Raw genomic sequence first — 14,762 nt, forward strand, 5'->3', positions numbered from 1 at the left:
CCATTTCCCCTTTTGGCGCGGACAGGGCATGATGGCGGGGATATGCCAGATCGCGAGGGACCGATGCCCCAGCCCATGCCCAGATTGCAGGTGAGCCCCGAACTGCTCCAGGCGACCATGGACGCCTCGACCGACATGATTCAGGTGTTCGAGGCGATCCGTGACGAAGAGGGGCGGATCGTCGATTTCCGCTGGGTGCTCAACAACCACACCTCGCAAAGCAAATATGGCGAGGTGCGGGGCGAGAGCCTGCTCGAGCGCAATCCGGGCGTCGTGCAGGAGGGCATTTTCGACACCTTCTGCCGCGTCACCGAAACCGGCGTGGCCGAACAGGACGAACGCTATTACGCGCATGAGCAGTTCGACGGCTGGTTCTTCCAGACGGTGGTGAAACTGGGCGACGGCATCGCCACCACGACCCGCGACATCACCGAATGGAAACGCTCGCAGGCGGAGATCGTGCGGCTTCGCGAGGAGGTCGTGCAGATCAAGCTCGCCGAGACCGAGGGACAGCTCGCCGCGATCTTCGCCACCGCGCCGGTCGGGCTGTCGGTCATCACCTCGGACGGGTGTTTCGTCCGGGTGAACGAGGAATTGTGCCGGATATTGGGCCGATCGCGCGAGGAGGTGCTGGCGCTGAACGTCGCCGAGGTCACCCATCCCGCCTATCTCGCGCCCAGCCTGAAGGCGATTGCCAACGCGGCCGAAACCGGGATGCCGAGCAGCCTCGACAAACGCTATTGCCGCCCCGACGGAACGGAAGTGTGGGCGAGCAGCATCATATCGCTGCTGCCCGACAGCGGCGGGCACGGGAATCGCTTCCTCGTCGTCACCACCGACCTGACCGAGCGGCGACGGGCCGACCAGGAACTGCGCAAGAGCGAGGCGCTGCAACGTGTGCTGATCGCCGAGTTGCAGCATCGGACCAGCAACCTGATGGGGATCGTCCGATCCATCGCGGACCACAGCACGCGCACCAGCCGCGACTTGCCCGAATTCCGCGCCCATTTCGATGATCGGCTGGCGGCGCTGTCGCGGGTGCAGGCGATGCTGTCGCGACTGGGGGAGCATGACCGCGTCGCGTTCGACGACCTGATCCGCACCGAGCTGATGGCGATGGACGGCGGCGCGGATCGCGTCACGCTGGAGGGCCCGGCGGGTGTGCGGCTCCGCTCCTCGACCGTGCACACGCTGGCCATGGCGCTGCACGAACTGGCGACCAATGCCGTCAAATATGGCGCGCTGCGTCAGTCGGGCGGCCACTTGGCGATCCGCTGGGCGCTGCGCCCCGGCGGGACCGAGGGCAAGCCGTGGCTGCATATCGACTGGCGCGAAAGCGGGGTCGACATGGCCCCGGCCGGCACCTGGCCCGGCAGGGGGCAGGGCCGCGAGCTGATCGAACGCGCGCTTCCCTATCAGCTGGGTGCCAGGACCACCTATGAGCTGGGGGCCGAGGGGGTCCATTGCACCATCGCCATTCCCGTCTCCAGCACGCTCGATGTCGAGGAGTCGCTGGGGGCGGACGCCGTCTGACCGGCTGTCACATCAACGACGCGGATATGTCATAAAAGATTCTCGAAAACTGCATCTTGGCGTCATCTGCCGCGCCTAACGCCCGTGTCATGATCGATGGGGGGACATGTCCCGGATCGGTCGGCGGGCGGCTCTTCGCCCGATAGAGCAATGACAAGATCGGGAGTGTTTCGGCGATGGCGAGCATCAAGCGGTTCGGCCTTCTTCTCATGACGAGCGCGGCCTGCGCCGCGCTGGCCGCGTGCGGCGGCGCGGACAGCGTGGCGTCGCCGGGCGCGGGCAGCGTGGTGATCGTGCAGCCCACCCCGACGCCGAGCGCCTCGCCGACCCCGACGCCCACCGCCAACATCACCGCCGCGCAATTCGCCGCCGTGACGGCGGTCAACGGCGTCTCGGTCACCGCCGACGAACAGCTCGCGATCGTCAATGCGGGCAGCAACAACAACGTCAACGGCACCGGGGCCACGCTGAACGGCATCTATCCTGTCAGCAGCACCTCGCTGACCACCGCCGCCGATCCGTCGATCATCAACGGCTTCTTCGCCTCGACCAACTATGTCGGCGCGCTCAACGGCCCGTCCGACACCGCCTTCCAGGGCTGGACCTGCAACTCGACCTCGGCGGAGTTCGGCGGCTCGGGCGCGCGGTGCACGGCGGTGCCGTCGATCGGCACCTATGCCGCCGCCACCTCGGTCTGCCCGACCGGCACGATCGATGACGGCACCAACAGTTCGTCCTCGCCCAGCCTGCGCTTCTGCCGCCTGCCGCAGACCATCTCCGCCGACCTGTCGCTGCCCAAGATCGCGGGCGTCGTCTATCGCCTGCGCGGCCAGACCGAGGTGGGCAGCGACCTGGGTTCCACCGGTGGTTCGGGCGTCACGCTGACCATCGCCCCCGGCGTGGTGATCGCGGCGGACTCGACCGAGGCGACCAACGACCTGTTGCTGGTCAATCGCGGCTCGAAGATCGCGGCGGTCGGCACCCGCGACGCGCCGATCATCTTCACCTCGCAGCAGAATCTGGTCAGCAACGGCGTGTCCGACGCGTCTCAGGGCCAGTGGGGCGGCATCATCCTGCTCGGCCGCGCGCCGACTGCGGTCTGCGTGTCGGGCACCGGCCCGAACACAGCCTCCGGTTCGTCGACCACCTGCCAGCTGGCGATCGAGGGCGTGACCGGCCGCTTCTATGGCGGTGCGAACCAGGCCGACTCGTCGGGCCAGATGTCCTATGTCCAGATCCGCTATTCGGGCATCGCCATCTCGGACGGCAACGAGCTTCAGGGGTTGACGCTGGGCGGCACCGGTTCGGGCACGGTTCTGGACCATATCCAGAGCCACAATTCGGCCGATGACGGGATCGAGATCTTCGGCGGCACGTCGAACCTGAAATATATCGCGATCACCGGCGCGGACGATGACGGCTTCGACATCGACAATGGCTATCGCGGCTTCATGCAGTTCCTGATCGCGGCGCAGCGCACGATCGGCGCGACCGCCGACAGCTTCTCGACCGAGATCGACTCGAACAACGCCGAGGAACTGCTGCCGCGCACCTTTGGCCGCTATGCCAACTTCACCTTCCTCCAGACCGCGCTTGCGCCCGCCGCGATCCGTCTGCGCGGCGGGGCCGACATGACCTTCATCAACGGCATCGTGAAGTCGACCAATTCCGGCGTCGCCTGCGTCAACATCGTGGCCGGTGCGGGTTCGGGTTCGGACCGCACGACGATCCGCGCCGCCGGTGTCGGCCCGACCGACAATGGCGGCCCGCAGGAAGCCGGTCCGCCCGTCTTCACCTCGGTCTATTTCAGCTGCAACGGCCGCTAAGGCCCCGCTGACCATGCGCCCAGGGCTCGACCGGGCGCTCTCGGCAAGCCGGGGTGGCGGATCATCGCCGCCCCGGCTTTCCTCCATATATCTGATCGGATGACCCGGCCATGCAGCGACGCCTCGCTTATGCCTCCCTCCTTCTGCTGACGTCCCAGCTCGTCACGCCCGCCCTGCTCGCGCAGACGGTGGGCGCGCCCGCACCGACCAGCACCACCGCGACCAGCCCCGACGGGCAGGCGACCCCGCAGAGCCAGACCCCGACCGGGCAGGACGGCCAGTCGGCGGACGAGCCGGTCGAGATCTCGGCCCCCGGCGTCGACGCCTCGGCCAGCAACGAGATCGTCGTCGTCGGCCGTAACATCCCCAACACGATCCGCGCCACGCCGCAGATCGTCTCGGTCCTGTCCGCCGCCGATATCGCGCGCACGGGCGAGGGCGACATTGCGGGCGCGCTGACCCGCGTTACCGGCCTGTCGGTCGTCGGCGGCGGCTTCGTCTATGTGCGTGGCCTCGGCGACCGTTATTCCTCGTCGCTGCTCAACGGATCGCCGCTGCCCAGCCCCGAGCCGCTGCGCCGTTCGGTCCCGCTCGACATCTTCCCGACCACCATCGTCGGCTCGGCGCTGGTCCAGAAGACCTATTCGGTCAATTATCCCGGCGAGTTCGGCGGCGGCGTCATCAACCTGACGACCAAGGCGATCCCGGCTAAGAACTTCCTCTCGGGCGGGTTCACGGTCGCGGCCGACGATGTGACCACCAGCGAGCTGGGCTATACCTATGCGGGCGGCAAGGCCGACTGGCTGGGCTATGACGACGGGACGCGCGCCGTGCCGCAGTTCGTGCGCGACGTCCAGGCGGGGCGCGGATCGGGCATCGTGCCCGCCGCACAGGTGGCGCAGCTCTCCAATGCCTCGACCACGCTGCTCCAGCGCAACAACCATCTGCCCGCCAATTTGTCGGGCGAGATTTCGGCTGGGTCGGTGTTCGACATCGGCAGCGACCGGCTGGGCGTGATCTCGTCGCTCAGCCTGTCCAACACCTTCCGCACCCGCTCTGCGATCCAGCAGGATTCGGTGTCCACCGACGGCACGATCCGCAACGATTTCCGCACCCTGCTGACCGACAACCGCATCGTCGCCAATGCGCTGGTCGGGCTGGGTTACGAGTTCGGCGACAACACGGTGCGCTGGACCAATGTCTATATCCACGACACGCTGAAACAGGGGCGTGGATCGGCGGCGGAAGTCTATAACAATGCCAGCGGGCTTCGCTTCCAGCAGAACACCAACTGGTTCGAGCGTCAGCTGATCGAAAGCCAGCTGGTCGGCGAGTTCAAGCTGACCGACGCGCTGAAATTCGATGCGCGCGGCGCTTTCGCCAATTCCAAGCGCAATGCGCCCTATGAGCGCCAGTTCGACTATCTCTGCTCGAACCGCACCACCACGGGCTTGCCGATCAGCTATGACGGCGGCAATGGCGCGGGCGGGTTCCAGTGCAACGGCGCCTATCAGGTGACGCAGCGCTTCACCCCCTTCGCTTCGATCATCTTCTCGGAACTCAACGAGAATCTTTGGACCGGCCAGGCCGATCTTTCCTACAGGATCGACGGCGAGCGGCCGATCACGCTGAGCAGCGGCTATTTCTACCAGGGCACGGACCGCTATTCGAGCCGTATCCAGTTCAACTACCAGACGAGCGACGGCGCAGGGACCGCACCGGGCTTTCCCTATAATCTCTATCGCCCCGACTATCTGCTGAGCCCCGACGTCATCAACAATGCCTGTCCGCTGCGCGGGCAGGGGGCGTGTACGCTCCAGCTCGGCTCGCCGCAGCAGCTGGGCGCCTATGCCTATGACGCCAGGCTGGACGTCCATGCCGGATACGTCCAGGCGGAGGCCGAGGTGGCCGACGGGCTGCGCGCGGTGGCGGGTGTCCGCTACGAGACGGCGGTCGAGACGGTGACGCCGGTGCAGAGCGCGACGACGCGGCTGAAGAACGATTATTTCCTCCCCGCTGGCACGCTGACCTGGAATTTCGCACCCGACATGCAGTTGCGCGCGAGCGGGGCCAAGACCATCTCGCGCCCGCAGTTCCGCGAGCTGGCGCCGCAGCAGTTCCGCGACCCGGATTCGGACCGCCTGTTCTTCGGCAACCCGAACCTGCGCGACAGCGAGCTGTGGAATCTCGAGGCGCGCTACGAATGGTTCTATGCGCGCGACCAGCGTTTCACGGTCGCGGGCTTCTACAAGCGGATCAAGAACCCGATCGAGCAGGTCGGCTTCTATACCGGCGCGGATGACCGATTGCAGACGGGCTTCACCTATCTGCCCTCGGCCAATCTGTATGGCGGCGAGTTCGAGTTGCAGAAATATGTGCCGCTCGCCGGGCTGGGCGGCGACTTCTTCGCCACCCGCCGCCTCGTCGCGATGGCCAACTATACCTATACCAAGTCGAAGATCCGCGCGGACGCGACCTGCGTGCCCAACCCGGCGGCGGCGCAAGGGTCGCCGGGGCTGGCGGGCTGCGCCTCGGGCTTCGGCCCGGCGCGGTTGCTGTTCCGCGACGGCGCGTCGCTGACCGGCCAGTCGGACCATCTGGTCAACCTGCAACTCGGCATGGAGGACACCGCCGCGCTGTCGCAGGTGACGGTGCTGTTCAACTATGCCAGCAACCGCGTGACCAATCGCGGCCCCTCCAACCTGTCGGGTGACGGTTTCCAGCCCGACATCATCGAGGTGCCGGGCATCCGCCTCGACCTCGTGGCGCGGCAGGGCTTCGAGCTGGCGGGCGGCAAGTTCGAGCTGAAGGCCGAGGCCCGCAACCTGACCCGCACGCGCTATAACGAGCGGCAGGATTTCGGGAATGGCCGGTTCGTCTATCTGAACCGGTATAATCTGGGCCGGATCTTCTCGCTGGGGATCAGCACGACCTTCTGATCCCGGCATGAGGCCGTCGTCCGGAGCGATCCGGGCGGCGGCCTTTTCGGTTCGGCGGAGAGGGTGGGGCGTGGGCTTCGACTTCGCTCAGCCTGAACGGCGGATGGGAATGCAATTATCCCCCGTCCGTTCAGCCTGAGCGTAGTCGAAGGCCAAGGGATTCGCTGCGCCGCGAACGGACGTCCGTCTCTACCCCCGCCACGGCAGCTCCCGATACCATTTGGTGATGACGTATTTCACCCCCGCGCGCACCTTCATCGCCTGATGCAGCGTGGCCGGATTGGGTGAGCCGTCGGCGCGGCGGTTGCTCCAGGCGACCAGCTTGCCGGGTTCGGGCTGGATCATCTTGTCCACCGCCTTGAACCGGGTCGCGCCGCCGGCCTCGGGCGTGTTCAGGTACAGCATCACCGTCCAGGTCCGGTTGCCCGACAGCGCGCAATAGCGGTGATAGTCGAGGCCCGATGGCTCGAAATAATCGGTATGCTGCTTGAACTCCTGCCCGACGGCATAGCGCTGGCCTTGGATCGGTTCGCCGAACGCGGCCGACAGCCCGGTCAGCATCGCGATGCGGCGTTCGGTTTCGATCACCGCCGGGTCGTCGCCGGGCAGGTCGCCCGTCTCGCTGGTCCGATAGCTGGCGTCGCCATTGGCGTCGGCGATGGTCGAGGGACGGCGCACCTCGTCGATTCGCGTCATCAACGCCTGGCAGAGTTCGAGCGGCAGGACGTCGCGCTTCACGAAGAGCGTCAGCTTGGGGCTTGGCAGCCGCTGCACCCCCGGCGTGGCGGCCAGTCGGGCGATAATCGGTGTCGGATCAAGGCCGTTGCCCAGTTCTGGCGGGTCGGTCGGGATAGGGTTCATCGCAATGTCCATGTGAAACCCATATGACGAACATGTTTCGGGGCTTTGACGCAAACATGTAACATGCCATGCCTAGTGCCCGGAAAAGCGGATGGGGTCTGATTTCATGCGGTTGAGGCTCGACGCGCGCGGGCGCCGATGGTTGCGGCGGCTGCCGGTCGTGAATGTCTATTCGGTGGCCGAACTGGCGCTGATGGCGGTCCTCGCCGTTCAGGGCGCGCGGCTGCTATGGGTGCTCGTCACGCCGGTCTCGCCGCTGGGCGAGTGGCGGCCGGTCGCGCCCAGCGTCGTCGGATCGACCGCGGCGATCCTCGACGGCTTCGACCCGTTCTTCCGGTTGCAGGGACAGCAGGCCGCGCCCTCGGCGGTGACCAGCCTGCAACTCACCCTGTTCGGCACGCGCATCGACGAGGCGTCGGGGCGCGGCTCGGCGATCGTGGCGGGGCCCGACGGCGTCCAGCGCCCGGTCTCGGTCGGCGAGGAGATCCAGCCGGGCGTGACGCTGAAGTCGGTGGCGTTCGATCACATCACCATCGATCGCGGCGGCGCGACCGAGGACCTGTATCTCGACCAGTCGGACGCGCCCCCCGCCGCGCCCGGCGCGCCGGTGCCCGGCATCGCCGCTCCCCCGGCCGCCGGGCAGGGCGGCATCGCCATCGCGCAGCTGCGCAGCGATATCGGCTTCATCCCCCGGCTCGACGGCGGGCGCGTCTCCGGTCTCGTCGTCCGGCCGATGGGCGCGGGCACGGCGTTCCGCGCGGCGGGGCTGCGCGAGGGCGATATCGTCACCGCGCTCGGCGGCCGCCCCGTGACCGGCCCCGGCGATCTTGACCGCCTGGCGAGCGATTTCGCACAGGGCGGCTCTCTTTCCATCACGGTCGAGCGGGGCGATCAGACGCTGCCGCTCTCCCTTCAGATTGCGGCACCACGGCCATGAAGAAGCTCGTCCTCGGTTCGGTTCTGGCGCTCGCCCTGGCGGCGGGGGTGCAGGCGCAGACCACGCTCAACGTCCGCGACGCCGATATCCGCGCCTTCATCGCCGATGCGGCCAAGGTGACGGGGCGGACCTTCATCATCGACAGCCGGGTGAACGGCAAGGTGACGGTGGTGACCGACCGGCCGCTGTCCAAGTCCGAATATTTCGAGATATTCCTGTCGACGCTGCGCTCCAACGGGCTGGTCGCGGTGCCCAGCGCGGGCGGGGCGTTCCGGGTGCAGCCGATCGACAATGCCGCCTCGCAGCCCAGCCGGATCGGATCGTCGGGCGCGAACCGCAATTCCTATGTCACCGAGATCATTCGCCTGCGCGCGATCGACGCGCCGAGCGCGCTGGAGACGGTGCGCCCGCTGGTCAGCGCGCAAGGGTCGGTGACGGCGAACCGCGCGGGCAACAGCCTGGTCGTGGTCGACTTCGCCGACAATATCCGCCGCATCCGCGAGGTGGTCCGCCGGATCGACGCCGACAATGCCTCGACCCGCGTCATCGCGCTCAGGAATGCGGGCGCGCGCGAGATCGCGACCGCGCTCCAGACGCTGGCGGGCAATGGCGGCGGCGGGCAGGGCGGAGCGCCTGCGCAAGGCGGAACCGGCGTGTCGGTGGTCGCCATCGACAGCTCCAATTCGATCGCGCTGCGCGGCGATCCGTCGAGCGTCGCGCGCTTCGCCCAGATCGCGCTGGACCTGGACAACAAGGCCAAGAGCGGCACCGAGATCCGCGTCGTCTTCCTGCAAAATGCCGATGCCGAGCAGCTTCTGCCCGTGCTCCAGCAGCTGGTCGGCCAGACGCCCGATCCGGTGCAGGAAACCACCCTGTCGCGCGGCAGCTTCACCCAGACCAACAGCCAGTCGGGATCGGCGGCGGGAACCGCCATCGCGCAGCGTGTCCAGCCGGTCGCCCAGCCCCAGGCGGCGAGCGCGCCCGGTGCAGGTGGCCAGACCGGCCAGCCACCCGCGATCAGCACGCAGGGCGGCCGCACCGCGGCGGTCGTCACCCGCTTCGTCGGCGCCAATGCCATCGTGATCGCCGGGCCCGCCGATATCCAGCGCCAGATCGGCGAGGTGATCCGCCAGCTGGACGTGCGTCGCGAACAGGTGCTGATCGAGGCGATCATCGCCGAGGTCTCCGACCAGACCGCGCGGCGGCTGGGCGCGCAGTTCCTGCTGGGCAGCCTGACGGGCGGCGCGTTCGCCGCGTCGACCTATGGCAACACCGCGCCCAACATCCTCCAGATCGCAGGCGCGGTCGGGGCGAACACGATCGGCGGCACCACGACCACGGTGGTCGCGCCCGACGGCACGCGGACCACGACCAACGTCCCCAACCAGGCCTATAGCCAGCTGACCCAGTCGGCGGTGCAGTCGATCCTGGGCACCACCGGCGGCTTTGCCGGCTGGGGCGGGAAGGTCGGCAACACGGTGTTCGGCGCGATCATCAATGCGGTGAAGAGCGACACCACCTCCAACCTGTTGCAGGTCCCGCACATCATCACGCTGGACAATCAACAGGCGCACAGCCTGGTCGGGCAGGAAATTCCGGTCACGACCGGCCAGGCGTTGTCCAATGATTTCAACAACACCTTCCGCACCGTGCAGCGGCAGAATGTCGGCATCCAGCTGGACGTGAAGCCGCAGGTCAATGCGGGCGGCTCGCTGAAACTCTATGTCCGCCTGGAGGTCAGCTCGATCGCGGGGCCGGTGTCGAGCAACAACAGCGAACTGATCCTCAACAAGCGCGCGTTCGAGAATGTGTTCACCCCCGATGACGGCCAGATCACGGTCATCGGCGGGCTGCTCGACGACAATGAGCGGCGGACGATCGAGAAGATCCCGTTCCTGGGCGACATTCCGGGCCTGGGCGCGCTGTTCCGGTCCAAGGCGCGCAGCCGGTCCAAGACCAATTTGATGGTCTTCATCCGCCCCACCATCCTGCGCACCCCCGAGGACAGCCGCCGCGTCACCGAACAGCGTTACGGCTATCTCCGCCAGCTCCAGGGCTATGCCCAACCCGGCGTCGAGCCGTCGATCGATGAGCTGGTCCGCGACTACATGAACGCCGCGCCGCCGATCCCGCACGCGCCGATGCCCGGCAATATCGAGGACCCGCGCATCGCGGTCCCCGTCGCCAAGCCGGTCGAATCGATCAAGCGCCGTGACTGACACGCCGGAATCCCTCCCCACGGGTGATATGGTCCCTCTGCCACTGGGCACGCCCCTCGCGCAGGCGGGAGGGGATGGGAGAGGGCCAACCGCTCTCCCGCTCCCCGCGCCCGACGAAGCGCTGGAGCTGGTTGCCCCGCTGACCATCCCCTATGCCTTCGCGCGCAAGTTCGGCACGGTGGTCCAGACCGCCGACCCGCTGACCGTCGCCTTGCGCGAAGGCGCGGACCCGCGCGCGCTGATCGAGCTGCGCCGCCATATCGGCCGCCCCTTCGCCATCGCCCGCGTCGAGGGGCCCGCCTTCGACCGGCTGCTGTCCGATGCCTATGCGATGGACGGACAGGCGACCGCGATCGCGGCCGTCGGCATGGGCGACGAGCTGGACATGCTGGCCGACGGGATCCCCACCGCCGAGGACCTGCTCGACACCGCCGACGACGCGCCCGCCATCCGGCTGATCAACGGCATCATCGCCGACGCCGCGCGCAACGGCGTGTCGGACATCCATATCGAGCCCTATGAGACCGGCCTGGTCGTCCGGATGCGGATCGACGGCGTGCTGCGCGAGACGCTGCGCATGCCGCCGCATGTCGCTCCGGTCGTGGTGAGCCGCATCAAGGTCATGGCGCGACTCGACATCGCCGAACGCCGCGTGCCGCAGGACGGGCGCATGGCGCTGACGCTGGGCGGCAAGCTGCTTGACGTGCGCGTCTCGACCCTGCCCAGCCGTGCGGGCGAGCGGGTGGTGCTGCGTATCCTCGACAAGGAGAATGCCGGGATCGACCTCGACGCGCTGGGGATGAACCCGGCCATGTATGCGCTGCTGCGCGAGGCGCTGAGCGAGCCCAACGGCATCATCCTGGTCACCGGCCCCACGGGTTCGGGCAAGACGACCAGCCTGTACGCCGCGCTGCGCCTGCTGAACGATGGCAGCCGCAACATCCTGACCGTCGAGGACCCGGTCGAATATGCGGTGGAAGGGGTGGGACAGACCCAGGTCAACGCCAAGGTCGGACTGACCTTCGCGGCGGGCTTGCGCGCGATCCTGCGCCAGGATCCCGATGTGGTGATGGTCGGCGAAATCCGCGACCGCGAAACCGCCGAGATCGCGGTGCAGGCGTCGCTGACCGGGCATCTGGTGCTGTCGACCGTCCACACCAACGATGCGGTCGGCGCGATCACCCGGATGCGCGACATGAAGGTCGAGCCCTTCCTGCTCGCTTCCACCTTGCGTGCCGTCATCGCGCAGCGGCTGGTGCGGCGGCTCTGTCCCGCCTGCAAGCGTCCGGTCGCGGCCCGGGACACGGTCGCGCCGCTGCTCGGCATCGACCCGCAGGCGACGGTGTACGAAGCGGTCGGCTGTCCCCAGTGCAACGGCAGCGGCTATAAGGGCCGGACCGGCGTCTATGAGGCGGTGCGGGTCGACGACACCATCCGGCGGCTGATCAACGAAGGCGGCGACGAACAGGCGATCGCCGCGCACGCCTTTGCCCGGCAACAGCCGCTGGCCAGCGCCGCGCGGACGCTGGTGCTGGACGGCGTGACGACGGCGGAGGAAGCCATCCGCGTGTCCCGCCGCGATTCCGACGCGGGGTGAGGATGGCGGCTCGTTCCCTTTCCCGTACCGCCCCGGCGAAGGTCGGAGTCCAGTTGCCGTGCGTCGTGCATTCGCGTTCACGCGGAGACGCGGAGACGCGGAGAGGAAAGCTGTGTTCACGCGAAGGCGCGAAGCCGCGAAGAAGAAAGGTGTGTTCGCGCAGAGGCGCAGAGGACGCAGAGACGACTCGTGCGCGGCAGCGCACAGCTTTTTCAAGCAGCCAAAGCAGGAGGGCCGCTGGCGCGGCGAGGACGACATCTCTGCGTCCTCTGCGCCTCTGCACGAACCAATCTTCTCTCCGCGTCTCCGCGTCTCCGCGTGAGATAGGATTTCCATCCGAAACCCCGCGTCTGCACCGACATCGCGACTGGACCCCGGCCTTCGCCGGGGTGGTGCCCGTGGATGGGGTAAGGCGCTGACATGGCCGGGTTCGACTATGTCGTCATCGACACCAAGGGCGCCGAGAAGCGCGGTTTCATCCCCGCCGAGACCGCCGACGCCGCGCGTGCCGCGCTGGAGAAGCAGGGGCTCTATATCGTCTCGGTCAAGCCGGGCAGCGGCGACACCGCCGAGCGTCGCCCGCTATTCGGGCTGAAGCTCGGCCGCGCGCGCATGTCGGTCAAGCAGCTGACGCTGTTCACCCGCCAGTTGGCCACGCTCAACCGCGTCTCGCCGCTGGAGGAGTCCTTGCGCACCATCACCCGCCAGACCGAGCAGGAGCGGGTGCGCGCCATCGTCGCGACGGTGCATCAGGGCGTAACCGAGGGGCGTCGCCTGGCCGATGCGATGGCGCGCGAACCCAAGAGCTTCCCCCCGCTCTACCGCGCGATGGTCGCGGCGGGGGAGAGTTCGGGCACCTTGCCGACGATCCTGGAACGGCTCGCGGCCCTTCTGGAGCGGCAGGCGGAGATTCGGGGCAAGCTGATCACCGCGCTCGCCTATCCGACGATCCTGGCGGTGGTGGCGATGGGGGTCGTGACCGCGCTGATGATGTTCGTCGTGCCGCAGGTGGTCGAGCAGTTCGACACGGTCGGGCAGGAACTGCCCTTCCTGACCCGCATGGTGATCGGCGTGTCGGACCTGCTGGTCGGCTGGTGGTGGCTGATGGCTGGCGTCGCGGTGCTGGGCGGTGTCGCATTCTGGCGCGCGTTGAAGGTGCCGTCGATCCGGCTGTCCTTCGACAGCTGGCTGCTCAGGCTGCCGCTGCTCGGCCGGTTGCTGCGCGACCTGCACGCCGCGCGGATGGCGCGCACATTGGGGACGATGGTCGCCAGCCGCCTGCCGCTGCTCGAAGGGCTGACCCTGACGGCGGGCACGATCCACAACCGGCGGCTGCGGGTCGCCTCCGACGCGATCGTCGATGCGATCCGGGGCGGCGGGAGTCTCTCGGCGGCGATGCGGCGGGCGGGGGTGTTTCCGCCGCTGCTGACCTATCTGGCCGCCAGCGGCGAGGCGGCGGGGCGGCTGGACGAGATGCTGGAGCGCGCCGCCGACTATCTGGAGCGCGAGTTCGACCGCTTCACCGCCACCGCGCTCTCGCTGCTCGAACCCGCGATCATCGTCGTGATGGGCGGCGTGGTCGCGACGATCGTGTTATCCATCCTGCTGCCGATCCTCCAGCTCAACACGCTGGCGGGACAATGAGTCGAGAGGACAAGTCGATGCGTAACCCCACCCAACGGCCGACCCGCCGCAAGCGCCGCGAGGACGGCTTCACCCTTGTCGAGCTGATGGTCGTCATCGTCATCATCGGCCTGCTGGCGACGATCGTGGCGCTGAACGTGCTGCCCTCGGGCGACACCGCGCGGGTGCAGAAGGCCAAGGCCGACATCGCGCAGATCGAGGGCGGGCTGGAGATGTACAAGCTCCAGAACCTGACCTTCCCGACGACCGCGCAGGGCTTGCAGGCGCTGGTGTCGATGCCCGCCGGTCTGGCCGATCCGTCGCGCTATCAGAAGGGTGGCTATCTGAAGAAGCTGCCCGACGATCCCTGGGGCCGCCCCTATCTCTATGCCGCGCCCGGCCAGCATGGCGAGGCGGATGTCTGGACTTACGGCGCCGACGGCAAGGAAGGCGGCGAGGGGATCAACGCGGATATCGGCAACTGGGATAAGTGATGACGCGGCCCCGCCTGGATGCCGGGGACGGCGGCGGGTGGGAGGCGTGGCCTTCGACTTCGCTCAGGCTGAACGGAGCGGAGGAACTGGCCTCGACCTCCGTTCGCACTGAGCGAAGTCGAAGTGCACGGGCGAACGGCTTCACCCTGTTCGAACTGATGATCGTCATCACCGTCATCGGCCTGGCCTCCGCCATCGCGGTCTGGTCGTTGCCCGACCGGCGCGGCCGCCTGACCGACGAGGCGTTGCGTTTCGCCGCGCGCGTCCGCGCCGCGCATGACGTGGCGGTGGTCGAGGCGTCGCCGGTCAGCATCTGGGTCACGCGCGGCGGCTATGGCTTCGACCGGCGCGCGGACGGCGCGTGGAGCCCGATGACCGCCAAGCCGCTGCGCGTCGCGCAATGGGAGGACGGGACACAGGCCGCGATCCCCGACAGCAGCGGGCGGGTGCGGATCACCTTCGACGTGACGGGCTTGGCCGACCGTCCGGTCGAACTGCGCCTGACCCGCGACCGGGCCAGCAGTATCGTGCGGATCGGCGCGGACGGCACGGTGCGGGTCGATGGGTGAGGTGGCCCCCATTCCTCCCCTGCAAGGGGAGGTGGCACGGCGCGGCCGTGACGGAGGGGTGTCGCCGCGCGGGGTTCACTCCCGCGCGGGCGGGTTAACCCCACCCGCATGCCGCCCGCCCGCCCCCACCCCCTGCCGGGGGGGAGGTGGGGTAAACCAGATCG

At 68.1% G+C, this 14,762-nt stretch carries 10 protein-coding genes; 9 read left to right on the forward strand and 1 reads right to left on the reverse strand.

Annotated elements, in window-relative coordinates:
- The first annotated feature begins 63 nt into the window (after positions 1–63).
- The 3 genes from ABIC44_RS16220 (at position 64) to ABIC44_RS16230 (ending at position 6,298) form a co-directional block, all read left to right on the forward strand.
- Entirely contained in the window at positions 64–1,533 is a 1,470-nt protein-coding gene (locus ABIC44_RS16220) for a sensor histidine kinase (protein ID WP_354296557.1), read from the forward strand.
- 176 nt (positions 1,534–1,709) lie between these two features.
- Positions 1,710–3,359, forward strand: coding sequence for a beta-helix domain-containing protein (locus ABIC44_RS16225; protein ID WP_354296558.1), 1,650 nt, complete (start codon positions 1,710–1,712; stop codon positions 3,357–3,359).
- Positions 3,360–3,469: 110 nt separating this feature from the next.
- Positions 3,470–6,298 (forward strand): TonB-dependent receptor domain-containing protein, encoded by a 2,829-nt coding sequence (locus ABIC44_RS16230; protein WP_354296559.1) that lies wholly within the window; start codon positions 3,470–3,472, stop codon positions 6,296–6,298.
- Positions 6,299–6,487: 189 nt separating this feature from the next.
- Here ABIC44_RS16230 and ABIC44_RS16235 read toward each other — a convergent pair whose 3' ends face one another.
- Entirely contained in the window at positions 6,488–7,159 is a 672-nt protein-coding gene (locus ABIC44_RS16235) for a prolyl hydroxylase family protein (protein WP_309693553.1), read from the reverse strand.
- A gap of 106 nt (positions 7,160–7,265) precedes the next feature.
- Between ABIC44_RS16235 and ABIC44_RS16240 the strand changes: the two genes are divergently transcribed.
- The 6 genes from ABIC44_RS16240 to ABIC44_RS16265 all read left to right on the forward strand — a co-directional run bounded on the left by ABIC44_RS16240 (position 7,266) and on the right by ABIC44_RS16265 (position 14,598).
- Positions 7,266–8,096, forward strand: a complete 831-nt coding sequence (locus ABIC44_RS16240) for a type II secretion system protein N (protein ID WP_309693556.1) — start codon at positions 7,266–7,268, stop codon at positions 8,094–8,096.
- Positions 8,093–10,315: a type II secretion system secretin GspD gene (gspD, locus tag ABIC44_RS16245; RefSeq protein ID WP_354296560.1), complete on the forward strand. Its 2,223-nt coding sequence runs from the start codon at positions 8,093–8,095 to the stop codon at positions 10,313–10,315. The genes ABIC44_RS16240 and gspD overlap by 4 nt, the downstream gene beginning before the upstream one ends.
- A 28-nt stretch (positions 10,316–10,343) precedes the next feature.
- Complete coding sequence (gene gspE, locus ABIC44_RS16250) at positions 10,344–11,912, forward strand: type II secretion system ATPase GspE (RefSeq protein ID WP_354296561.1); 1,569 nt, start codon at positions 10,344–10,346, stop codon at positions 11,910–11,912.
- A 420-nt stretch (positions 11,913–12,332) separates the two neighbouring features.
- Entirely contained in the window at positions 12,333–13,556 is a 1,224-nt protein-coding gene (gspF, locus tag ABIC44_RS16255; protein ID WP_354296562.1) for a type II secretion system inner membrane protein GspF, read from the forward strand.
- A 17-nt stretch (positions 13,557–13,573) separates the two neighbouring features.
- Positions 13,574–14,029 carry a type II secretion system major pseudopilin GspG gene (gene gspG, locus ABIC44_RS16260; protein ID WP_307103881.1) on the forward strand — a complete coding sequence of 152 codons (456 nt, stop codon included), beginning with the start codon at positions 13,574–13,576 and terminating at the stop codon, positions 14,027–14,029.
- Entirely contained in the window at positions 14,029–14,598 is a 570-nt protein-coding gene (locus tag ABIC44_RS16265) for a GspH/FimT family pseudopilin (RefSeq protein WP_354296563.1), read from the forward strand. Before gspG ends, ABIC44_RS16265 begins: the two co-directional genes overlap by 1 nt.
- Positions 14,599–14,762 lie beyond the last annotated feature (164 nt).

This window comes from Sphingomonas sp. 1185 (genome assembly GCF_040544655.1).
Classification (GTDB): domain Bacteria; phylum Pseudomonadota; class Alphaproteobacteria; order Sphingomonadales; family Sphingomonadaceae; genus Sphingomonas.